Below are 22,039 nucleotides of genomic sequence, written 5' to 3'. Positions count from 1 at the left end.
GGATTTTTGCAAAATTATAACATTGGCTTGGATGTTGTCCTTCCTGTTAAAATCGCTTATGATGGAAATAGTGATTTTTTTTAAAGAGGAGCGTATATATGAAACAATCCATTTACGGATTGACGTTTGAACAGCTGACCAGCTGGCTTGAGGAGCATGGGGAAAAGAAGTTCCGTTCCAAGCAGGTGTGGGACTGGCTGTACCAAAAGCGTGTAACAGAATTCTCGCAGATGAAAAACGTCAACCAGTCCTGTATCGACCTTTTGGCTGAGCATTTTACGATCGAAACTTTGACCGAGGAAATAAAACAGGAGTCTCAGGACGGTACAATTAAATTCCTATTCAAACTGGATGATGGAAACGTTATTGAAACCGTATTGATGCGGTTCAACTACGGCCTATCCGTCTGTGTAACGACACAAGTCGGCTGTAACATCGGCTGTTCGTTCTGCGCCAGTGGTATTCTTCGTAAAAGCCGTGACCTGACAAGCGGAGAGATTGTGGAGCAGATTATGCAGGTCCAGCATCATCTTGATAAGCAGGGTAAAGATGAGCGCGTCAGCCACATCGTAGTCATGGGAATCGGAGAACCGTTTGATAACTATGACAACCTGATGGATTTCCTGAACGTCGTGAATGATAAAAAAGGACTTTCCATCGGTGCCCGCCATATTACGGTATCCACCAGTGGAATCGCACCAAAAATGTACGAGTTTGCGGATGAAGGCATTCAAGTCAACCTTGCCTTATCCATTCATGCACCGAACAATGAACTGCGCACACAGATTATGAAAATCAACCGGGCCTATCCGCTTGAAAAGCTGATGCCCGCCATTGATTACTATCTGGAGAAAACCAACCGCAGAATTACGTTCGAATATATTCTGCTTCGTGATGTAAACGATCATAAAAAAGAAGCCGAAGAACTTGCCGCTCTGTTGAAGGATAAGCGTCACTTGTCCTATGTCAACTTAATCCCCTACAACCCGGTCGCCGACCACCCTTACGAGCGAAGTGAAAAGGAAGCTATTCTGACGTTCTATCAGACATTGATGGACCGCGGGATCAAATGCGGGGTTCGTACGGAACACGGAACAGATATCGATGCGGCCTGCGGTCAGCTACGCAGTAAGCAGATTGAAAAAGAAAAAGCACGTAAAAAGAAACAGATGCAGACAAACTAAAAAGGATGAGGCTTTCCAGCCTCATCCTTTTTTTATTTTCAGGCTCCCGCCCATACATCTTTAGCCAGTCTGCCCTCTTTCTCGAGTTGATCGATCCAGTCAGCTGCAGCCTTTTCATCTGCGCCTTTGACTTCCTGAAAGCTGTTCTTCAGGGTTTCCAGTACTTCAGGAGCCATACGGCTTCCATCCCCACAAATATAGAGATGGGCGCCCTTTTCCAACAGGGGAATCAGCTTGTCCTTATCCTCATCCATGACGTGCTGAACATACCTCTTCGGCTGTTCTTCACAGCGGGAAAAAGCGGTGTTTAACGTAATCAAATTCAGTGCTTCCGCTTCCTTCAGCTCGTCTTCATAAAGGAAGTCCTGCTTCGGATGGCGGCACCCAAAGTAAACATGGGCTTCTCCCAGTTCTTTTCCTTCCTTCTGCAGGTGTGTTCTCTGCTGAATGAACCCTCGGAAAGGAGCAATTCCTGTTCCAGGTCCGACCATAATGACTGGAGTCCGGCTGTCCTCTGGAAGGTGGAAAGCTGTTTCCGGCGTCCGGATAAAGCAGGCGATCTTATCAGCAGTGTCAAGGGAAGCCAGGTAATTGGACGCCACACCTTTGTACTCTCCTTTACCACTCCAGGCTGCTCCCTTCACGACACTGACAGTCAAGCTTACGCGCTCTTTCCCTGCCGTCGGTGAGCTTGAAATGGAATAATAGCGCACCCGAAGCGGTGGGAGAAGAGCCAGGAACTGCTCAAATTCCATGAGGCAGGAATCATATTCCTCCAACAGTTCGAGCATCGTCCGTCGCTTGGCAAGGATTTCTTTTTTATAGGCCTCTCCTTCTGTCAGGCGCTCGAGTTCCTGTTTATGAGGAGGACACGGATTACTTGCCGCAAGGGCACGCAGCTGGGCCCGAGTCGCCGGTTCCTGAAGTTCAACGTACGAAGATAACAATTCTCTAAGCTGGACCGGCTGACCTGATGGCAGATGCTTCGCTTTTCCTGCCCCTTCCTTCAGAACGACAAAGGCTTCTTTTTTCAGTGAAAAACGATCCACTACTCTGTCCACGAGGCCTTCATGGTTCTCTGGGACAACACCGATGTGGTCTCCTTCTTGATACACAGTCCCTTCTGGAAGCAGAAGTTCCACGTGTCTTGTACTCCGGGCCCCAGCCTGGCGAAGCTCACGGTTCTCCAATACTTCCGCCGTAAATGCCCCGTAAGACTGACCAATCGGCGTATAACTCGTCCCGCTCACATAGTCCATAGCAATAGAACTGGACTGCTCGGAAGTCTCTTTCACTTCCAATTCATAGAAGGAAGCGAGTTCATTCCAAAGGGTTTCCTGCCACATTTCCAAATCACCGTCAAAATCTTCACTGGCATCTCCTTCTCCGCGGGAAAGAAGACGTCCTGCACCTTTGGCTTTCATTTCTTCGTCGATCCGCTGATACGTAGCCGCCCAGTTTCGATCCCCACAGCCGAAGACCGCATACGTGACACCGGACAAATCTTCTGATTCAAGTGTTGGAATCCATTCCATGAACTGACGGGCATTATCAGGCGGGTGGCCGTTATAAGAAGCGGAGATAAATAACACGGCCCCGTCCTTCGGAACGGCACCCACATAGTCATCCAATGGTGCTGTAACGGTTTTGAATCCAAGAGAAGTTCCTTTTTCGGCGATTTCCCGTGCTGTTCCCTCTGCAGTTCCAAGGTTTGATCCATACAGGATATACAAAGGAGTGCCATGCGCATTTGAGACCATTTCCGGATCCTCCACCTGGGACTTCGGAGCTTCCTCTGCCGGCTTTTGGAAGATGGAAGCCTCTTTTCTGGCCTTCACTTGCAATGTTAGTCCGTCAGGCTTCAGTGTCAGTGTTTCTTTTACATCGAGTTCATAATTTGTATTATCCACAAGATCAAAATGCTGAAGCACCATGCCGAGGACAAGGACAGCTTCATGAAGGGCGAACTGTTGACCGATGCAGGCTCTCTGTCCGTTTCCGAACGGCTTGAAAGCATGGGCCGGCACCGCCGATGGATCTTCAAAACGCTCCGGTCGGAAGGCTTCTACATCTTCCCCCCACGCCGCTTTATCCCTATGCAGCTCAGGAATCAGCAGGGTGAAGGCATCCCCTTTTTCCACTTCATATTGACCGCCAAGTGTTGTATCTTCCTTGGCGTAGACAGAAAATGCGGGCGCGGTGGGCCAGAGACGAAGCGCTTCATTCAGTACCATCCGTACATATTTCAGCTGTTTCACCTGTTTAAAGGATGGCGTATCCTGACCAAGCACTTCATCTACTTCCGCCTGAGCTTTCTTCCTTTTCTCAGGGTGCTTCATTAAAAAGTAGAGGGCAAACGACAAAAGCCCGCTCGTCGTTTCGTGTCCGGCGATGAGGAACGTAATGATCTGGAAACGGATGTTTTCATCGGAAAGACCCTCACCTGTTTCAGGATCCACCCCTTTGAGCATATGGGATAGAAGATCATCTTCTCCCTGATCACCTGCCTCTTTCCGCTCAGCAATTAAACCGTCTACCAGCTGGAACATATAATCAATATCTTCTTTATACTGGCGTTTCGACCGGACCATCAGCTTATCCTGAATGCCGAGACGCTGGGACTGGCTCATCGATTCATCCAGAGCGCGGACCATTTTCTCCACGAACGGATGCATATCTTCCCTGTAGAAACTGTTGAATCGGAAGTTGAATCCACACAGGCCGATGGTATCAAGCGTCAGTCTCGTCATATCATCAGGAACTTGAACCGCTTCCCCTGCATTCAGCCGTGACCACTTCTGTACCAGCTGAACAGCGATGTCGACCATTTTATCGTGGTAACCTTTCATGGCCTGCTGACTGAAGCTCGGAAGGAGGATGTTATGCGCTTTTTTCCAGTTGGGCTCGCCGGTTCCACTCGTAAACAATCCATCCCCGCCAAAAGCCCTCACTTTTTGCAGGGCAGGACCCACATGCTTGTCGAACCGGTTTTCGTCAAGGATCTCATCCGCTAAAGACGCACTGGAGATAAATGTGCTCACTCTTCCTGGAAATTGAAACTGAAAAATGGACCCGTACTCCTCCGCCATACTCATGAACGACTGGATGGGTTTGTCTTTATTCAGCAATGGCAGGTTTCCAAGCGGCCCGTATTCCTTCGGTCGTGGTATTGTATTTGTTTTATTCACAATGATTCACCTCTTATTAAAATTACGGAATGAACATTCATTCCGTTTTGTGTGAAAGAAATGCCCCATCAATGATGATGACGCACAGCATCCCAGCAGCTTTCTTCAACTCCATGAAGTAAATCCCGGCTGGCTTCCAACTCTTCGGATCTGATCAATTGTTCAAGTTCTAAAAAGCCGCCGAAAATAATAGCAATCAAAGCGAGCGACGGCAGCTGGCGGATTTCTCCCCGCTCTTTTCCCTTGTCCAGAAAATCCCGGAGAATCTTCCAAAGACAGCTGAACTGTTTCCGGCTGGACTCATTCAGGAAATAAGCTCCGTTGTGCGTCTTAATAAAATAAAGCGCATGTTCGTGCTCATTTGTGAATTGGACCATCCGTTGAAACAAATGATGAAACTGCTCCCTGCTCGAGCTTTCTTGAGGATATTCCTCCTCCAGCATTCCTTTGAATGCCTGGACATAATGCTGGAAAAGCGTATTCACAAGAACTTCCTTGTTCTCAAAATAACGGTAAATCGTTCCTGCGCCTACACGGGCATCCCCGGCAATCATCGGAATCGTCGTAGCATCGAAGCCGCGTTCAGCAAACAATTTCAAGGCGCTGTCTAAAATATCTTCTCTCTTCGTTCTGTTTGTGGGCATCGGTGTTTCTCTCCTTAACCAAGGAATAAATTCTCATTCCTATTAAAATCTTAGTATAGTTTATCATACCCCTCAATCAATCAAAGGACTCATATCTGGTAACTTTATCTAATTCACGTCCAATTTTTTCATTAGTGTGAAGATTCATTTACAATATTGTTAAATAATGGTTTACCCCTGCGTTTTTTGAGGAATGACCTCTATATAGAGAGAAAAAAATTACAGGGAGATGGTGAATCTATCTAAAAGGGGTTTTTCTATTGAAAAAGCTGCTTGCAGGTCTGTTTGCCATAGGTTTGATTTTCAGTAGTTTTGGAGCCGTAAGTGCCGATAATCATGACGGTGATAAAGACTGCCCTGATTTTGCTTCTGAAGAAGAAGCAAAAGAATACTGGGATGAAAAAGGCTACTCCGCCGAAAATGATCCAGAGCGTTTAGATGGAGACGGTGATGGTGTTCCATGTGAGGACTCCGATTATAGTTCCTCCGACAGTTCAGAGGAATCTTCCGATGACATGTCCTCCGGAGATGAGGATGCAGCCGAAGAAGAAGAAGAAACGATGTCCAGTGAAGAGGAAGGCGGGGAACTGCCTGACACTTCAGCACCGTACGCTACATATGCGTTGTTGGGGATGACTCTTTCTGTACTTGGTGGAACCGCTTTAGTCGTGCGCCGCAGGGAACAATAAAACGAATGACACCCTCTCCCCTCATGCAGACAGGCTTTCCTGCCTGTCTTTTTTATGCCGTAAAAAGAAGCAGACGCGCTCCTGCGTCTGCTTCTATCCTTATTTCTGAGCCGTGTCCTTTTCTTTCTTTTCCAGAAAGTATTTAATTCCTGCCACAGTACCAATACCGAGCAGTGCATACTTCAGCCCTGTAATGAAAGCATCAGGATTCAGACCATTTTCCCAAAGCGAAAAACCGATACCGAGAAGGACGGCAATTATCGGAATAAATCGATTGGACACCCGGCGGGTCTGACGGATGGCGTACAAAACGACGGCCAGACCAATATAGGGGGTGAAATCCATCATGATTTCCATCGTGCATGTCTCCTTCAAGTGAAATGGGGCTTCCTGTTATCAGCCTATTCACGAAGAACCAGAGGTAGACATGACCCGTTAATCTTCTATGTTGACGATGACACAGCCGTAACCTTCTCCACTGTCAATAACCGCATTGGCTTCTGCAATGTCTTCCAACGGGTAGATTTTATCAATACGGTGGAGAAGCAGATCGGACCGCAGTGCTTCATCAATATCCTCAATGGCCTCCTGCTTCGCTTCTTCCGGCATGTCATAAACGATGATCATACGGATCGTTAAGTTCATGAACATCATACGCTTGAACGGAAGAACAGGCTCCGGGACGACCGTTGAGGAATATGTGGCAATTACACCTCCGACTCGGATGATGTCCAGCACGCTCTCCAGATTCGCTCCAAATTCCACATCAATGACACGGTCCACTTTCCGGCCTCCGGTAAAGTCCAGCACCTGTTCAACCATATCATCAGACATATGATTGACAATAAAATCCGCTCCTGCTTCACGGCAGTAGTGGCTGGATTCTTCATTACTCGCCGTCGTAATGACGACCGCGCCGGCAAGCTTGGCCCATTGGATCGCATAGTAGCCGACACGACCGGCTCCACCCGTAATGAACAGGACTTCTCCTTCTACCGGTCCATCAGCAAAAACGCTGCGGTGGGCGGTCATGACAGGAATACCGAGGCAGGCCCCTGTTTCAAAGCTGACCTCTTCCGGCAGTTTTACAGCTCTCCGGCTTTCCACCGCACAATATTCCGCTGCTGTTCCATACTGTCGTTGAAACTGGGCCTGGTACACCCATACTCGTTCCCCGATTCTCGCGTGGGAGACGCCTGGTCCGACAACTTCGATTACACCCGCCCCGTCACTGTTAGGGATGACTGGTCCACCATCCAGTAAGTTTTGAAAAGAACCTTGTCGTTTTTTTGTATCAGAAGGATTCACTCCTGAAGTTTTCATTCGTATCAATACTTCTCCATGTCCGGGTTCAGGAGCAGCGTACTCCCCTGTCTGCAGCACCTCTTCCGGTGCACCGAATGCTTCAAACCATGCTGCTTTCATACAAATAACCTCCTTGATTTTCTCCCCTTACTATACCCTGGATGCTGAAATACAAAAAGCCTGCAGAAAGCAAAAAGGCTGTCGAGATCATCTCGACAACCAGATAGAACCAAAATTTTGGTACTTATTTAGGCAGGGTCGTTTTACCGTCCAGGACTTTCTGGACGTCTGTAAAATCCATTTGATGAGCTTCGGCTACCTGCTTATAAGTAACAAGGCCATTGACAACGTTCAGGCCTTTACGTAGAGCCGGACTTTCCAGACAGGCTTTCCGCCACCCTTGACCAGCGATCTGCAGAGCATACGGAATCGTCACATTTGTAAGCGCGACGGTAGAGGTCTGAGGCACAGCTCCCGGCATGTTTCCTACTGCATAATGGACGACGCCATGTTTGATATAGACGGGATCATCATGAGTGGTTACATGATCCACCGTTTCGACGATCCCCCCTTGATCGACAGCTACATCCACAAGCACGCTGCCTTTCTTCATCGTTTTCACCATCGCTTCAGTAACGAGCTTCGGCGCCTTTGCTCCCGGAATAAGGACGGCACCGATCACAAGATCGGATTCCTTTACGGCTTCGCTGATATTCAACGGATTGGAAACGAGTGTATTGATCTGCCATCCAAAAATATCATCCAGCTGACGGAGACGCTCAGGACTTAAATCGATGATGGTGACTTCCGCTCCGAGACCGACGGCAATTTTAGCCGCATTTGTACCGACGACCCCGCCGCCGATGATGGTCACTTTTCCACGTTTCACCCCGGGCACGCCACCAAGAAGGATTCCGGTCCCCCCGAGCGGACGCTCTAAAAATTGTGCGCCTTTTTGAGCTGCCATCCTCCCTGCCACTTCACTCATCGGCGTCAAAAGCGGCAGGGAGCCGTTATCGCTCTGCACCGTTTCATAGGCGATAGCCGTCACTTTCTTATCGGCCAGCGCTTTTGTCAATTCTTCATCCGCAGCCAGGTGCAGGTAGGTAAAAAGAATGAGTCCTTCATAAAAAAACCCATACTCCTCCGCCAGTGGTTCTTTTACTTTCAAAACCATCTGCTGCCCCCAGGCTTCTGAAGCTGAACCGACAATCGTCGCACCGACCTGCTTATAATCAGCATCCGAAAAACCGGAACCTTCCCCGGCTTTTGTTTCCACAAATACCTCATGGCCCTGCTGAATCAGGGTAACGGCCCCTGCCGGTGTCATAGCGACCCGGTTTTCATTATTTTTCATTTCCTTCGGGATTCCAATACGCACGCTGAAAACCTCCTGTTATTCTCTAAAGGGTGTAGATAGCCTCGACCAGTGTATGGATCAGGAAGGTGAGATCCTCCTCTTCAATCGATAACGGCGGTGCCAGTGTTAATATGTTATTGTAACCGGCTACCGTCATCCCATTCTTCCCGATAATGATGCCTTTGTCCTTACACCGGCGGATGACGGTATTGACTTTTTCCACAGCCAGCGGCTCTTTCGTTTTTTTATCGGTGACGAGCTCGATTCCAATCAGCAGCCCTCTGCCTCTGACATCTCCTACATACTTATGCCCCTGCAGACGTGTTTGCAATTCGTTTTTCAAGTGATCCCCCAGCTGTCTGGAACGTTGGAAAAGCTGTTCCCTCTCCATAATTTCAATGTTTTTCAGGGCAACGGCGCAGGAAGCAGGGCTGCCTCCAAATGTATTGATATGCCGGAAGAAGTCGTAAGTCTCCTCTCCGCAGAAGGCTTCATAGATTTCTCTTTTCACAGCGGTTGCTGACAAGGGCAGGTAGGCACTGGTCATGCCCTTGGCCATCGTGACGATATCAGGCTGCACCCCGTAATTCATAAATCCGAACGGCTGACCGGTCCGTCCAAACCCGCAGATGACTTCATCCACAATCATTAAAGCCCCGTGTTTTTCGCAGATGGACTTCACTTCCTTCATATAATTTTCCGGCGGAACGATGACGCCTCCCCCTGTGATAATCGGTTCCATAATCACTCCGGCAATGGTTTCGTTGTACTCCCATGTCATAACCTTATCGATATCCTCCGCTCCCCAGCGGTCCGCTTCACTATGCTGACTGCGGTATTCATCAGGCGGAGCTACATGAAGAAAACCTGATCCCAGTGGTTCATATTTATATTTCCGCTGCGCCTGACCTGTAGCAGAGAGAGAGCTTGTCGAGTTCCCATGATACGCGCGATAACGGGAGATGAATTTGGACCGGTAATGATCTCCCTTCTGCTGGTGATACTGCCGTGTCATTTTGAACGCCATTTCATTCGCTTCGGACCCACTATTGGAAAAGAAGACGACATAGTCTCCCCCGAGCATGTCATTGATTTTTTCAGCCAGATTTACGGCAGGCTCGTGGCTTTCGGTCATCGGCATGTAGGACAATTCCTTCATCTGATTATAGGCGGCCTCTGCCAGTTCTTCACGGCCATATCCGATGTTCACACACCACAAACCTGACATCGCATCCAGAAAGCGACTGCCTTGCACATCCGTAATCCATGAACCTTTGGCACTTTTCGCGATCATTGTATTTTCAGGCTTGTAAGGCTTCATGGAGTGCCATACATACTTTTCGTCCTTTACGAACATATCATTCTGCACATCCGCGTTTGTCATGGAAAAACCTCCCCATTCCTGGATAATTATTTGAATTATCTTAATTATCCAACATTAAAGAACAGGTTTCATTAGACATTGTGTTAAACCGTCCTCCGAACGCTTACACATAATGACAACACGCTTGTATGGAGGTCAGGCATGGAGAGCCTGCTGGTATTCATGAGCGACAAGCGCAAATTCGATCACCTGACGTTTTTCACAGTCCATGAAGTCCGCTCCGAGCAGCATTTCCAGCTTCTCGAGCCGGTGATATAGCGTCTGTCGGACAACAAAAACTTTGTCTGCCGTTTCTTTCTTGGAACCATTGCAGGCAAGATACACCCGTAAGGTTTCCAGAAGCTTCGTATTATGTTTTTGGTCATACTGTATAATCGGCTCTAAATATTCATCGACCAGCCCGTTGAGGTTGCTGTGTTTATGTACAAGGGAGATGAGCCGGTACATGTGCATATCATCATAAAAATATCTGTGCTGTTCAGGTGGAAGATTGCTTTGCAGCGTCAGCGTTTCCAGTGCGGTCTGGTAACTTTCACTGACCTGATCCAGGCGTCGTATATATTTTCCGACCGCAATTTGGAAAGAAGCCACCGACGGATCATTCAGCATGCTGATTTTTTTCAATCTGTCCACACCCGACTTCATGCGGATCTTCCAGTCCTCCTCCTCTTTTCGGTTCAAGAGGATGTACGTAACCAGCTGACGGCGCTGCACTGGAAAAACGTAAAATCCATTCTGATCAAAAATATTCTGCACAAGCATGTTCAAGTACGTAACATCCGGATTGGTGCGCCGTTCGTCGGCCATGTTCATTTGAATGGTCACAGCCGCAGCCCCGGATGAAGGCAGCTGAATTTTGTAGCGGGGGAGACGGCTTTCGATTTCCTCTTTGGTATGTTCTCCTTCCAGCCAGCCCATCAGCCATTCAGTTTCCTTCGCCTTTCGTTTCTCCTCTGTATACAATTCCCGGAGAAGGTACTGGGCAAGAGCCGTGGCTGTGCGGTCGAGAAGGAGCGATTCGAATTCTCCAAGCTCTCGTCTTCCACATAATAAATAAATGACAGCAAACTCCCGTTCCAGCACTTGGACAGGCTGCTGCAGCAGCCACCGTTTCCTCTGAGCGGGCGGGGCATTCAATTCAGCAAGCGCCTCCTCCCTCTCCTTATTTCTAAGCTGTGGCACCGTGACCACCGTGTGATCTTTCGTGACATAGATCAATTGGCAGTTCACATACTGCTGGAGATTCTTAAGAATATCAAAATAGTTATCAATGGACAGCAGGCGTTTATTCAGGCGCTGGGCGTAATCCTCAAGGCTGGAAATCCGTTCATACTGATGGTTGATCAAATCGGCATGGATCTCCCGGGTGATTTCAATAAAGGAAACCTCTTTCTCGAAAACGATGACAGGGAAGTCGTGCGCATCTGCAAAAGCCAGAGCATCCTCTGACAACTCCTGAATAAACGTACCGAGTTCGATGCAGATGCCGGCGACATTCCGTTCAACCAGCTGCTGAAGCAGACCCAGCAGCAATCGGTCATCATTTTTCCATCCAAATCCTGTAGAAAGAATAAGCTCTCCACCCTTGAGGTTTTCTCTTACTTCCGTCATTTCAAAGACATGCACCCATTTCACTGATTTCGAAAGTCCAGCATGTCCCGATATGACTCTTGCCGATGAAAAATGGTCTCGTTTCAGAATGTTTTCAATAGACATGGAATCTTTCATACAACGCCCCCCTCTTTTTAACGTATACCAAAAGGCCGTGATAATCGAACATCTTGTAAGATAATCTCACATAGAGGCTGAATCATTGGATAGTAAGGGTTTGAACACACTTACATTCCCCCGTCGGTCAGAAAATCTTCCCTGATCGATTCTGTAAGCGCTGTCATTATTCTTCATAAAAAAAAACCGTCTCCTTCTATTTTAACAGGAACGAATAAAAAAGACAGAAAAAAAGCAGGGAGCCTGCCCCCTACTTCATTTCCTGTTTCTTCTGCTGTTGAAATAATATCGTTGAAAAATATTTTCTTGAATCCGGATGAAGAATATGAAGCCTTTCCACCTCAGGCTGGTCCGGATCACTGCCTTCGTACACAAACTCGAGGAAAGCTCCGCTTAAATTTTCTGTTACAGCTTTTATGACATACCCCTGTTCCAATAAAAAGTCGATTTTTTCCCTTTCTGCATGAAATTCACGATGGTCTGACATGGTATTCCTCCTTTAAACATCTGCTTTTTGTGTTAAATCCTCTGTCCCTGTTCGTTTTCCAAGCTTCTCTTCTACAAATCCTTCACCAATGATCCAGTCTCGTCCAACTGTGATTCCCAAGTACTCATCATCACTCGGGTTCTCGATCTCAGCCTGCGGATGCTTTTTAAAATACCAGTGCTTGGCAAGCAGGTAGTAACAGAGCGCTCCGATCCCAAATCCTACGAAGAAGGACCATGTACTGAACAGATAGGCGAATACGCTGCCAATGATCCAGGAAATCATACCAGCCCAGTTCACCCCGCCGTCGTAGGTATACTGACCGCCGCTCTTATACAGATCCGTGACATTCATCCGGCGTCTTCTTAGTAGATAGTAATCAGCAAAGATGATCCCGACAATCACAGATAGAATCGCCGCCGCTATTAAGAGGACGGGAATCAGCAAATTAAAAATACTCCACGGCTGTATGACCGTTCCGACAAGCCCCGCTAAGAACACCCCTGCCCAGAAAGGCAGTTTCGGGCCGCCGACGTTGGAAAAGATCGTTGCAGCCGGAACAATATTCGCACTCACGTTTGTCGACCACTGAGCCAGTACGATCATGAGAAGGAGAATCCCAAGGACAAGTCCGCTCGCTGATTCCTGCAGGGCAACGACCGGGTCAAAATTGGAAACCGCAATGTACGAGACAGCACCCAGCACAACAATAAACGTCTGGGTTAGAGGCAGACCGACAAGACTTCCGACCATGGCCCCTTTATTCCGCTTGAACCAGTTCCTCTCATATTTTGGAGCTTTGATGAACCTGGATATGGAAGAAATATCCGCCGCCAGCGTCGCCCAATATCCCATATTACTGACCACAACGATGACAAAAGCCGTGAAAGCCGCCCCACCGGTCACCGGGCTTTCCACCCATGCCCAGATATCCTTGCCCTGTTCCGCTGCAGTACCTGTAAGGTTGAAGTACATCCATACCCCGATCAAAATAATGATCGGCGCGGCAAGATCCGCAAATTTTTCAACAGCCTTGATTCCAAGTGCGGTATTAAAAAGCTGGAATAAAGCAAACAGAATATAGCAAATAAACCAGTTATCAAAGCTGAATAAAATGTTTAAAATGCCGTTAATGGCTGTGGATCCGAAGTAGGTATTGATTCCAAACCACATCGATGCAGCCACACCGCGGATGACGGATGGAAAATGGGTGCCGACGATACCGAAGGGAGCCCGCATGTATACGGGAAAAGACAAGCCATGTTCGATGCCGATGTCTGCAGTCAGAGTGATGGCCAGACCGATGAGTATTGTACCGAGAAGCGTTCCGAGGACAACCCAGATGAGAGAGATGGACTGGACCCCTGCTCCACCGATGGCGAATGCAGCTAAAACGACAGCCATCCCCACCCACATAAACGTAAATCCGAGGGTGCCGATTTTCTTCTGATCATGGGGAATGGGCATAAGGTCCGGGGACATTAAATGATTATCTTTCCTGCTCATGAAGCCGTCTCCTCCTAAGTTCACCTTTAAATTTCGCTGTCCGGCAGCTGCCGGACAGCGTGTTTATTTCATTCACGAGGGCGTGTTACTTTTGGTAAAGCTTCTCCTGAGAAGACGTTTGACTGCCAAACTTGGACCGTTTCAAATAGCGGCCGCTGCCGATTTTTCCAACAAACTGCTGATCCTTAATGACAAATTCCCCACGGGAGAGGACGCTGACCGTCTGTCCGGTGACCTGCATGCCTTCAAAAGGATTGTAATCCGCGGCCATATGACTTGTCTGAACAGAAATCGTCCGCTCCACATCCGGATCAAAGATGACGATATCCGCATCGGCCCCAACGGAAATCGTTCCTTTCTGCGGAAATAATCCGAACGTTTTCGCTATTTTGGTAGAGGTCATATCAACAAATTCATTCAAACTGATCCGGCCTTTTTTCACACCTTCCGAGAATAATATACTGACACGGTCTTCAATGATTGGACCGCCATTTGGTATTTTAGTAAAGTCCCCTTTGCCAAGGTCCTTCTGTCCCTTGAAATCGAAAGAGCATTGATCCGAACCGAGCGTCTGCAGATCGCCGGTCTTCAATGCGTTCCACAACACTTCCTGGTGGTGTTTTTCTCTAAGAGGAGGGGACCAGACGTATTTTGCCCCTTCAAAGTCTGGTTTTTCCAAGTAGCTTTGATCCAGAACCAAGTACTGCGGGCACGTTTCACCTATGACGTTATAGCCTTTCTTCCTTGCTGCAGCAATGGCTGATACGGCCTGCTCACAGGTGACGTGGACGACATAAAGCTGCGAATCGGCCAGTCCGGTCAACTCTGCCGCCCGGTTGGTCGCTTCCCCTTCCACTTCCGGCGGGCGGGTCAGCGCATGATAAATAGGGTCGGTCTGTCCTGCATCAAGGGCCTTTTTCACTAGGTGATCGATGACATCCCCGTTTTCGGCATGCACCATGACAAGCGCTCCCAGCTTCTTCGCTTGTTCCAGCGTTTTAAAAAGTGTGCCGTCATCGGACTGGAACACATTTTTATACGCCATAAACACTTTGAAAGAAGTGATGCCCTCGTCTTCAATGACGGTAGGAAGCTGATCCAGTACACGTTCGTTCATTTCGCTGATCATCAGGTGAAAGCTGTAGTCGATGACCGATTTATCCTGAGACTTGGCATGCCACTGATCGATGGAATTCTGGAGCGGTTTTCCTTTATCTGTTAAACAGAAATCAATGACTGTTGTCGTTCCACCATAGGCCGCAGCAATGGTTCCTGTTTCAAAATCATCCTTACTGACCGTGCCCCCGAACGGCATTTCCAGGTGGGTATGCGGGTCAATCGCACCTGGGAAAATGTAGCGCCCGGAGGCATCCACGACTTCGGCCGAAGTTTCATCAAAACCTTGGCCGATCATGGCGATTTTTTCATCTTCGATCAAAAGGTCCGCCTGATACGTATCTGCTGCCGTGACAATCGTTCCATTCTTTATAATTTTTCTCATCCAATCCCTCCATGTTATTTACTTGATCAAATCTACACTGCACGATGGTGTGGCTCCAATCGCTGCCTGCCGTTCGTTCCACGTCATCGGAGGCTTCCCGTTGGCATACTCCACCATATCAATCGCCCCGTCCACCGGACAGACGATGCTGCACAAATTACATCCTACACAGTCTTCCTCGCGCACCTTCAAAATGTCCCGGCCCTTTTCATCCTTGAGCATATCAATGCACTGGTGTGACGTGTCTTCACAGGCAATATGACACTTATTACAGTTGATGCACACATCGTTGTTGATTTTGGCAACGACCTGATGATTGAGATCAAGGTTTCCCCAGTCCGAATACTTCTCGACAGACTTTCCGACAAGGTCCATGACCGAATCAAGGCCTTTGTCATCCAAATAGTTGTCCAATCCGTCGATCATATCCTCAACGATGCTGAAGCCGTGGTGCATGGCCGCTGTACACACCTGCACACCCGTCGCGCCCATCAGCATGAACTCGACCGCTTCCCGCCAGCTGGAAACGCCGCCCATGCCCGAAATCGGTACATTGATTTTCGGATGTCGGGCACATTCCGCCACCATGTTCAGGGCGATCGGTTTCACGGCCGGACCGCAGTACCCTCCGTGCGCGCCTTTGCCGGCGACGTTTGGTACCGTATCCCATGAGTCCAGGTCCACGCCGGCGAGGCTGTTAATCGTATTGATCATACTGACCGCATCTGCGCCGCCATTGACGGCTGCTTCCGCTGTAAAGGTGATGTCGGTAATATTCGGAGTCAGCTTAACAATGACTGGGGTCTGCGCCACTTCCTTCGCCCAGGCGGTCTGTTTTTCCACAAGCTCAGGAACCTGACCCGAGGCCGCCCCCATGCCGCGTTCTGCCATGCCGTGGGGACATCCGAAGTTCAGCTCAAGCCCGTCCACCCCGACATCTTCCACGCGTTTGACGATTTCGTGCCATTTTTCCTGTGTTGGTTCCACCATTAAGGAAGCGATGATGGCATGATCCGGAAATCTTTTCTTCGTTTCATAGATTTCCTTCAGGTTAACTTCAAGCGGACGGTCTGTAATCAATTCGATATTGTTAAATCCGGCCACACGCTTCCCGCCATAGGAAACAGCAGCGAACCGGGAGGACACGTTCAAGATTGGATCGCCAAGCGTTTTCCAAACAGCTCCTCCCCACCCCGCCTCGAAGGCACGCTGCACCTGGTACCCCGAGTTGGTCGGGGGAGCGGATGCGAGCCAGAAAGGGTTGGGGGATTCGATCCCTGCCAGATTTAATCGTAGGTCAGCCATAAGATTCCTCCTCGTAGTTTTTGTAAAGTTACACCGCAGCCGTAGGCGTCGGAGAGAGCTGTTTATGAATCGCCATAGCGACTTCCTTGCCCTGCTGGGCAGCCGTGACGACCATCGCCTCTCCCTGCCCTTTCGCAAAAATGACATCGCCGGCGGCAAAGACATGGGATTGGGAGGTTCTCAGTGTGACTGGATCGACTTTAACGACGCCGCCTTCATGGTCCAGACCAAACGATTCAATTAAATCGGTGTAGCGCGTCTGACCGATGGCTTTGATGACCGCATCCGCCTCTATCAGGAATTCGGATCCGGGTACGGATTCCGGTCTTTTCCTTCCATCTTCCCCAGCAGACCCAAGCTTCATCTCCACACATTTCAAATGCGTGACGTGACCCGTTTCATTACCAAGAACTTCTACAGGCTGGGTCAGCCAGTGGAACTGTACATCATCCTGTTTTGCAAAATCGTACTCAAACTCATAGGCTGTCATTTCTCTGCTTGTCCGGCGGTAGACGATTTTCACGTCCTCCGCCCCTTTACGAGCGGCACAGGTGGCTGCGTCAATGGCTGTGTTTCCGGCTCCGATCACAATGACCTTGCGTCCAAGCAGCTCATCCGTTATCGGACCGGACTTTGTTTCTTTCACAAATTCGATCGCATCATGAACACCGGTCAGACCCTCTCCGGGGATCCCAAGCATCGGTACGTGACCCATACCGATCGTCAAGGCGATCGCATCAAACTGCTCGGACAGCTCTTCGAACGAAATATCCGCTCCAACCGCCGTATTCGTTCTGATTTTCACGTCCAGCTTTTCCACCTGGTCCACTTCCCACCGGGAAATTTCCTGCGGCAGCCGGAACGATACGATCCCGTATGTATCCAGACCACCGGCTTCCTCTGCTGCTTCAAAAATTGTGACATCATAGCCGAAACGGGCAAGTTCCCGTGCGGTAGACAAGCCGGCAGGTCCGCCGCCGATCACAGCGACACTCATCCCATTCTTCTCTCCGGGTTTGAATAACAGCTGTTCATTTTTAATGGCCCAGTCTGTGGCGAAACGCTGCAGATCACCGATTAAGATCGGTTCTGTCGAATGGTTCAGGACACAGGCCCCTTCACAAAGTTCTTCGGTCGGACAGACGCGGGCACATGTGGCACCGACAGGGTTGGAGGACATAATCGTCTTCGCTGATCCCTTCAAATTCCCGGAAGCAATTTTTTTAATGAACTTCGGAATATCGATTCCTGTCGGGCAGGCCTGAATGCAGGGCGCATCATAGCAGTACAGACAGCGGTTGGACTCCTCCATCGCTTCCTGGGCATTCAATCCATCATGGACCTCATTAAAATTCACCTGAAGATTCTCCAGTGATATCCCCTTGCTTTTCAACTGAGTCACGCTGATCCCCCTCTTTCAGTAAGATACGGATTTATAAAAAAAGCCCTGCATAGATCCTTTTCAGCCCCCGGCCCTATGCAGAACTCTCTGTTCAGATCGTGATGGGTCATTACGGGAGAAGCTCACCCATTTTTTCATACGTTTCCGGGCGTCGGTCACGGTAGAACTGCCAGGTGTCACGAACTTCACGGATGAATTTTTTGTCCATTTCCCCGAGGATGACCTCATCCTGATCCCGGCTGCCTTCTGCGACAAAGCTGCCGCGCGGGTCAACCAGGTAGGACTGGCCGTAAAACTCGCCCATATTCCATGGACCTTCGTAGCCGACACGGTTGATCGCCCCCAGGTAATAACCGTTAGCGACTGCATGGGCCGGCTGTTCCAGCTTCCATAAATATTCGGAAAGTCCGGCTACGGTAGCCGATGGATTGAAGACGACTTCTGCACCGTTCAGACCAAGGACACGGGCACCCTCAGGAAAATGGCGGTCGTAGCAGATGTAGACCCCAACCTTGGCATAGGCCGTATCAAAAACCGGGTAGCCGAGGTTGCCTGGTTTAAAGTAATACTTCTCCCAAAATCCATACCCTTTGTCCCCAACACCCACCTGCGGAATGTGATGCTTTCTATATTTGCCGAGATAGGAACCATCCGCATCAATGACCGCCGCTGTGTTGTAGTACGTGGCAATCCCTTCCCGCTCATAAATCGGAAGAACAATGACGACCGACAGTTCTGCAGCCAGATCCTGAAACAGCTTCGTCGTCGGACCGTTCGGAATTTCCTCTGCGGCGTCGTACCATTTCGGGCTCTGCTCGGAACAGAAATATGGACCATAGAAAATTTCCTGCAGGCAGATGATCTGCGCTCCTTTTTGCGCTGCTTCACGTACCAGAAGCACATGCTTTTCGATGGACTGCTGCTTGTGGACCTCTACAGGTTCACTACCATCCACATCATGTGAAGCTTGAATTAAACCGATCTGTACTTTATCTGACATAGGTGCTCCTCCTCCTACCGCTTTAATTTTATAAAATTCATAATATTTAGTTATTTAATCATACAATACAGGTTTTTGTCGGAAAATCCATTATACAAAGTGTCAAAACCTTGCTGGATCCATTGTTAAAGATGGAAACAAAGAAGGAAGAAGCGCCCCATCTGCTTCTTCCTCCATCTTCCTTAATACCAGCGCTGTGTCAGCATTTTACGTTTCGTATAAAAGTTCAAGCCATCTTTTCCATTGGCATGCAGATCCCCATAAAACGACTTTTTATTTCCGGAGAACGGGAAAAAGGCCATCGGTGCAGGTACATTCACGTTCACTCCGAGCATTCCCGCATCCATTTCTTCCCGGAACTGCTGGACTGCTTTTCCGCTGGACGTATAGATGACGGCACCGTTGGCAAATTCCGACTCATTCGCCGTTGCAATCGCTTCATCAAGAGTATTCACCCGGACGATGCTTAAGACAGGGGCAAAAATTTCATCCTTCCATATTTTCATATCCTTGGATACATGATCGAAAATGGTTGCGCCAAGGAAGTATCCGGAATCATGCTCCCGGAGCTCTACCCGGCCGTCTCTGATTAAGGCCGCGTTTTCTTTTTCTCCGGTTTCAATGTAGCTCAGCACACGCTCACGGTGAGCTTCACGGATTAATGGCCCGAGGGTTGTATCATCATCGAGACCATTGCCTACATTCAACTGATCCGCTGCTTCTTTTATCTTTGCAGCAAGGCTGTCAGCCACATTACCTACGGCAACAACGACAGAGCAGGCCATGCACCGCTCGCCCGCACTTCCAAAAGCGGCATTGATGATTCCTTCGACCGATTTATCCAGGTTACAGTCCGGCATAACGATGGAATGGTTTTTGGCGCCGGCCAGCGCCTGGACGCGCTTCCCATGCTGTGAAGCCGTTTTATACACATATTCCGCTACAGGCTGGGAACCTACAAAGGAGACAGCATCGACCTCTTCATGCTCAAGCAGGCCGTTGACGACATCATGCGCCCCGTTGACAAGGTTAAGCACCCCTTTCGGGAGTCCCGCTTCATGGATGAGCTCCACCAGCATTTTTGCTAAAATCGGCGTCCGTTCCGATGGCTTAAGAACAAAGGTATTCCCACATACAAGCGCAAGCGGGAACATCCAGAGCGGAACCATCATAGGGAAATTAAATGGGGTGATACCGCCGACGACCCCGACTGGATACCGGTACATCCCTGAATCGATGCCTTCAGCGATATCCGGAAGCACATCCCCCATCATGAGACTCGGAGCCCCTGCTGCAAACTCCACACACTCAATGCCGCGCTGTACTTCTCCTGTGGCATCCTTTTTCGTCTTTCCATTTTCCTGTGTCAACGCTTCAGCCAGTTGATCCCGGTTTTCAATCAGAAGCTGCTGATATTTGAACATGATTCTCGCTCGTTTCGGTACTGGAGTCTTCTTCCAGGACTGAAAAGCCTCTCTCGCTGATTGGACCGCTTGATCCACATCTTGTTTAGTTGAAATAGGGACCCTTGCAATGGTTTCTCCAGTTGCCGGGTTTGGAACTTCTTCCACCTGACCTCCTTCAGAAGGAACCCACTCGCCATGGATAAAGTTTTCAATAACCACCTGATTCGACTTCGAGAAAGTTGTCGCCATCCTGTCACCTCTTGTTTCATATATTTTTTCACTCAAGATAAGTATAAATTCTGAATTTTTAAACATCAATGGACGAAACGTTAAATGAATGGCGGTTGGAATGAACAGAATGACACGTAAATCCTCTATCCAGCACCCTGGAAGAATGGAGGGATAAGAAGACGGTCACAAGGGCAAGCTAGCGGAAGTGGATCTGCACCAATTTTAACCATTTGTACATAGGGGGTTACGCATCATGAAGAAAAAGAAGGCCGTACAACCGGAACAGCATCAAGAACGACAGCCTGGTTACGAGTATGAAATGAAGCCGCTGCCGGAGTATGCAGATGAGACCTATAAAGGAAATGGAAAACTGGCGGGGAAAACCGCCGTCATCACCGGAGGAGACAGTGGGATCGGCCGAGCGGTCAGCCTGCTTTTTGCCAAGGAAGGCGCTGATGTAGCTGTCCTTTATCTGGATGAGCATGAAGATGCAGCCATTACGAAGAGCTTAATCGAGAAAGAAGGCAGGCGCTGCGAGCTGTATCACGGGGATATCGGTGGACCGGAGTTTTGCGAAACCATTGTCGAACAAGTTGTAAAGACATTTAAAACCATAGATATTCTTGTCAACAATGCAGCCGTTCAATATCCGCAGACAAGTGTGCTCGATATTTCCAATGAACAGCTTCTGGAAACATTCCGCGTCAATTTCTTTTCCTACGTTTATATGACGAAAGCGGTCCTGCCTCATATGAAGAAGGGATCCTGTATCATCAACTCTTCTTCGGTGACAGCTTACAAAGGGAACGATCAGCTCATCGATTATGCATCAACCAAAGGTGCCATCACCTCTTTCACCCGTTCCCTCGCCGGATCCCTGATCGATCAGGAGATACGTGTGAACGGCGTGGCCCCCGGGCCGATCTGGACGCCGCTGATCCCAGCTAGTTTTGACAAGAAAAAAGTGGCGGAATTCGGTTCGGACAATCCCATGGGCCGTCCAGGCCAGCCGAGGGAAGCGGCCCCCGCCTATGTCTATCTGGCCTCCAGTGATTCCAGCTATGTCACAGGTCAGATGCTTCATGTAAACGGAGGAATTCCTGTCAACGGATAAAAAAGCTGCGGAAGCGGCTTTTTTTTCGTTCATCGATCGCCGTTTAACCGACTAACGGAGTGGTCGACGTGTTATAATTATCCATAATTGTATGGGAAGGATGGTGTCGCTTATGGCCCGAACCAGTTTCTGTCATTGTTTCAGCAATCAAGAAGACCTCGCTCAAGGTACAGCATCCACCCGGACCTATCTTGCCTTCTGTGTAGTAACCGGCAGGGAAGGTGCCATTGAGTTCAGCTTTCAGACGACCTATATCGATCAAAGCAAAGAACCCCCATTTGCTACATTCTACGGGGTGTCCAGCGAATGGGAAGAGGATGCCGACTCACCAAAAAAACTGCGGATCCACAGCCGCTCTCCGCTCACAGATGACGGGCAGACCCCGTGCGAAAAACCTTTTCTACGATCACAGGAACTCTTTTACTCGTACACCGTCAATCTGGATCTACATAAACTGAAAGCCTACCAGAAAAATCCCGATACTTATCTGACAACGATTCATTCGAAGGTGTTGTATGAGGAGTTAAAGGCGGTGTATACCGGCATCTTTAAAACAGCGCCTGTCGATACGGAGCATGATCATTTTATGCTTTTAGTGGATTGAA

General features: G+C 48.9%; 18 protein-coding genes. 4 read left to right on the top strand and 14 right to left on the bottom strand.

From position 1 onward, the window contains the following. Positions 1 to 98: 98 nt before the first annotated feature. Positions 99 to 1,184, top strand: a complete 1,086-nt coding sequence (rlmN, locus tag ACXAGL_RS13600; RefSeq protein ID WP_027953586.1) for a dual-specificity RNA methyltransferase RlmN — start codon at positions 99 to 101, stop codon at positions 1,182 to 1,184. A 38-nt stretch (positions 1,185 to 1,222) separates the two neighbouring features. On the opposite strand, the gene ACXAGL_RS13595 is transcribed toward rlmN, so the two are convergent. Together ACXAGL_RS13595 and ACXAGL_RS13590 are read right to left on the bottom strand one after the other, a co-directional pair. Further along, complete coding sequence (locus ACXAGL_RS13595) at positions 1,223 to 4,372, bottom strand: bifunctional cytochrome P450/NADPH--P450 reductase (protein WP_474991371.1); 3,150 nt, start codon at positions 4,370 to 4,372, stop codon at positions 1,223 to 1,225. Positions 4,373 to 4,440: 68 nt separating this feature from the next. Continuing rightward, positions 4,441 to 5,016 carry a TetR/AcrR family transcriptional regulator gene (locus ACXAGL_RS13590; RefSeq protein ID WP_027953584.1) on the bottom strand — a complete coding sequence of 192 codons (576 nt, stop codon included), beginning with the start codon at positions 5,014 to 5,016 and terminating at the stop codon, positions 4,441 to 4,443. A gap of 260 nt (positions 5,017 to 5,276) precedes the next feature. Between ACXAGL_RS13590 and ACXAGL_RS13585 the strand changes: the two genes are divergently transcribed. Further along, positions 5,277 to 5,705 (top strand): excalibur calcium-binding domain-containing protein, encoded by a 429-nt coding sequence (locus ACXAGL_RS13585; RefSeq protein ID WP_474971824.1) that lies wholly within the window; start codon positions 5,277 to 5,279, stop codon positions 5,703 to 5,705. A gap of 99 nt (positions 5,706 to 5,804) precedes the next feature. Here the strand turns inward: ACXAGL_RS13585 and ACXAGL_RS13580 are convergent, their stop codons facing one another. The 12 genes from ACXAGL_RS13580 to ACXAGL_RS13525 form a co-directional block, all read right to left on the bottom strand. After that, the gene (locus ACXAGL_RS13580) at positions 5,805 to 6,062 is read right to left on the bottom strand and encodes a phage holin family protein (RefSeq protein WP_474991370.1); all 258 of its coding nucleotides are present in this window, start codon (positions 6,060 to 6,062) and stop codon (positions 5,805 to 5,807) included. 78 nt (positions 6,063 to 6,140) lie between these two features. Then, entirely contained in the window at positions 6,141 to 7,130 is a 990-nt protein-coding gene (locus ACXAGL_RS13575) for an NADPH:quinone reductase (protein ID WP_474991369.1), read from the bottom strand. Between the two features lie 124 nt (positions 7,131 to 7,254). Beyond that, positions 7,255 to 8,391, bottom strand: a complete 1,137-nt coding sequence (gene ald, locus ACXAGL_RS13570; RefSeq protein WP_474991368.1) for an alanine dehydrogenase — start codon at positions 8,389 to 8,391, stop codon at positions 7,255 to 7,257. A 22-nt stretch (positions 8,392 to 8,413) separates the two neighbouring features. Then, positions 8,414 to 9,754 carry an aminotransferase gene (locus ACXAGL_RS13565; protein ID WP_474991367.1) on the bottom strand — a complete coding sequence of 447 codons (1,341 nt, stop codon included), beginning with the start codon at positions 9,752 to 9,754 and terminating at the stop codon, positions 8,414 to 8,416. A gap of 135 nt (positions 9,755 to 9,889) precedes the next feature. Further along, positions 9,890 to 11,482, bottom strand: a complete 1,593-nt coding sequence (locus ACXAGL_RS13560; RefSeq protein WP_474991366.1) for a PucR family transcriptional regulator — start codon at positions 11,480 to 11,482, stop codon at positions 9,890 to 9,892. A gap of 250 nt (positions 11,483 to 11,732) precedes the next feature. Further along, positions 11,733 to 11,969 carry a hypothetical protein gene (locus tag ACXAGL_RS13555; RefSeq protein ID WP_474991365.1) on the bottom strand — a complete coding sequence of 79 codons (237 nt, stop codon included), beginning with the start codon at positions 11,967 to 11,969 and terminating at the stop codon, positions 11,733 to 11,735. Between the two features lie 12 nt (positions 11,970 to 11,981). After that, complete coding sequence (locus tag ACXAGL_RS13550; protein WP_474991364.1) at positions 11,982 to 13,475, bottom strand: NCS1 family transporter; 1,494 nt, start codon at positions 13,473 to 13,475, stop codon at positions 11,982 to 11,984. Positions 13,476 to 13,560: 85 nt separating this feature from the next. After that, positions 13,561 to 14,976 (bottom strand): dihydropyrimidinase, encoded by a 1,416-nt coding sequence (gene hydA, locus ACXAGL_RS13545; RefSeq protein ID WP_474991363.1) that lies wholly within the window; start codon positions 14,974 to 14,976, stop codon positions 13,561 to 13,563. 18 nt (positions 14,977 to 14,994) lie between these two features. Beyond that, positions 14,995 to 16,281: an NAD-dependent dihydropyrimidine dehydrogenase subunit PreA gene (preA, locus tag ACXAGL_RS13540; protein WP_474967899.1), complete on the bottom strand. Its 1,287-nt coding sequence runs from the start codon at positions 16,279 to 16,281 to the stop codon at positions 14,995 to 14,997. A 28-nt stretch (positions 16,282 to 16,309) separates the two neighbouring features. Then, positions 16,310 to 17,683 carry an NAD(P)-dependent oxidoreductase gene (locus ACXAGL_RS13535; protein ID WP_474991362.1) on the bottom strand — a complete coding sequence of 458 codons (1,374 nt, stop codon included), beginning with the start codon at positions 17,681 to 17,683 and terminating at the stop codon, positions 16,310 to 16,312. Positions 17,684 to 17,792: 109 nt separating this feature from the next. After that, positions 17,793 to 18,683, bottom strand: a complete 891-nt coding sequence (locus ACXAGL_RS13530; protein WP_474991361.1) for a nitrilase-related carbon-nitrogen hydrolase — start codon at positions 18,681 to 18,683, stop codon at positions 17,793 to 17,795. A 182-nt stretch (positions 18,684 to 18,865) separates the two neighbouring features. Beyond that, positions 18,866 to 20,338: a CoA-acylating methylmalonate-semialdehyde dehydrogenase gene (locus tag ACXAGL_RS13525; RefSeq protein ID WP_474991360.1), complete on the bottom strand. Its 1,473-nt coding sequence runs from the start codon at positions 20,336 to 20,338 to the stop codon at positions 18,866 to 18,868. A 235-nt stretch (positions 20,339 to 20,573) separates the two neighbouring features. Here ACXAGL_RS13525 and ACXAGL_RS13520 point away from each other — a divergent pair, with 235 nt between their 5' ends. Both ACXAGL_RS13520 and ACXAGL_RS13515 read left to right on the top strand, forming a co-directional pair. After that, positions 20,574 to 21,434 (top strand): SDR family oxidoreductase, encoded by an 861-nt coding sequence (locus ACXAGL_RS13520; protein WP_474991359.1) that lies wholly within the window; start codon positions 20,574 to 20,576, stop codon positions 21,432 to 21,434. Between the two features lie 112 nt (positions 21,435 to 21,546). Further along, on the top strand, positions 21,547 to 22,038 hold the full coding sequence (locus ACXAGL_RS13515) for a hypothetical protein (protein ID WP_474967894.1): 492 nt from the start codon (positions 21,547 to 21,549) through the stop codon (positions 22,036 to 22,038). Position 22,039: the final 1 nt, after the last annotated feature.

The organism is Halobacillus sp. ABA4_118 (assembly GCF_056160205.1).
This window is presented reverse-complemented; position numbering and strand designations above follow the sequence as displayed.

Bases quoted from the DNA above. Each gene is read 5' to 3' on its own strand.
- rlmN (WP_027953586.1), top strand. From the start codon at position 99: ATGAAACAATCCATTTACGGATTGACGTTTGAACAGCTGACCAGCTGG.
- ACXAGL_RS13590 (WP_027953584.1), bottom strand. From the start codon at position 5,016: ATGCCCACAAACAGAACGAAGAGAGAAGATATTTTAGACAGCGCCTTG.
- ACXAGL_RS13580 (WP_474991370.1), bottom strand. From the start codon at position 6,062: ATGGAAATCATGATGGATTTCACCCCCTATATTGGTCTGGCCGTCGTT.
- ACXAGL_RS13575 (WP_474991369.1), bottom strand. From the start codon at position 7,130: ATGAAAGCAGCATGGTTTGAAGCATTCGGTGCACCGGAAGAGGTGCTG.
- ACXAGL_RS13565 (WP_474991367.1), bottom strand. From the start codon at position 9,754: ATGACAAACGCGGATGTGCAGAATGATATGTTCGTAAAGGACGAAAAG.
- ACXAGL_RS13560 (WP_474991366.1), bottom strand. From the start codon at position 11,482: ATGAAAGATTCCATGTCTATTGAAAACATTCTGAAACGAGACCATTTT.
- ACXAGL_RS13555 (WP_474991365.1), bottom strand. From the start codon at position 11,969: ATGTCAGACCATCGTGAATTTCATGCAGAAAGGGAAAAAATCGACTTT.
- ACXAGL_RS13550 (WP_474991364.1), bottom strand. From the start codon at position 13,475: ATGAGCAGGAAAGATAATCATTTAATGTCCCCGGACCTTATGCCCATT.
- hydA (WP_474991363.1), bottom strand. From the start codon at position 14,976: ATGAGAAAAATTATAAAGAATGGAACGATTGTCACGGCAGCAGATACG.
- preA (WP_474967899.1), bottom strand. From the start codon at position 16,281: ATGGCTGACCTACGATTAAATCTGGCAGGGATCGAATCCCCCAACCCT.
- ACXAGL_RS13530 (WP_474991361.1), bottom strand. From the start codon at position 18,683: ATGTCAGATAAAGTACAGATCGGTTTAATTCAAGCTTCACATGATGTG.
- ACXAGL_RS13525 (WP_474991360.1), bottom strand. From the start codon at position 20,338: ATGGCGACAACTTTCTCGAAGTCGAATCAGGTGGTTATTGAAAACTTT.
- ACXAGL_RS13520 (WP_474991359.1), top strand. From the start codon at position 20,574: ATGAAGAAAAAGAAGGCCGTACAACCGGAACAGCATCAAGAACGACAG.
- ACXAGL_RS13515 (WP_474967894.1), top strand. From the start codon at position 21,547: ATGGCCCGAACCAGTTTCTGTCATTGTTTCAGCAATCAAGAAGACCTC.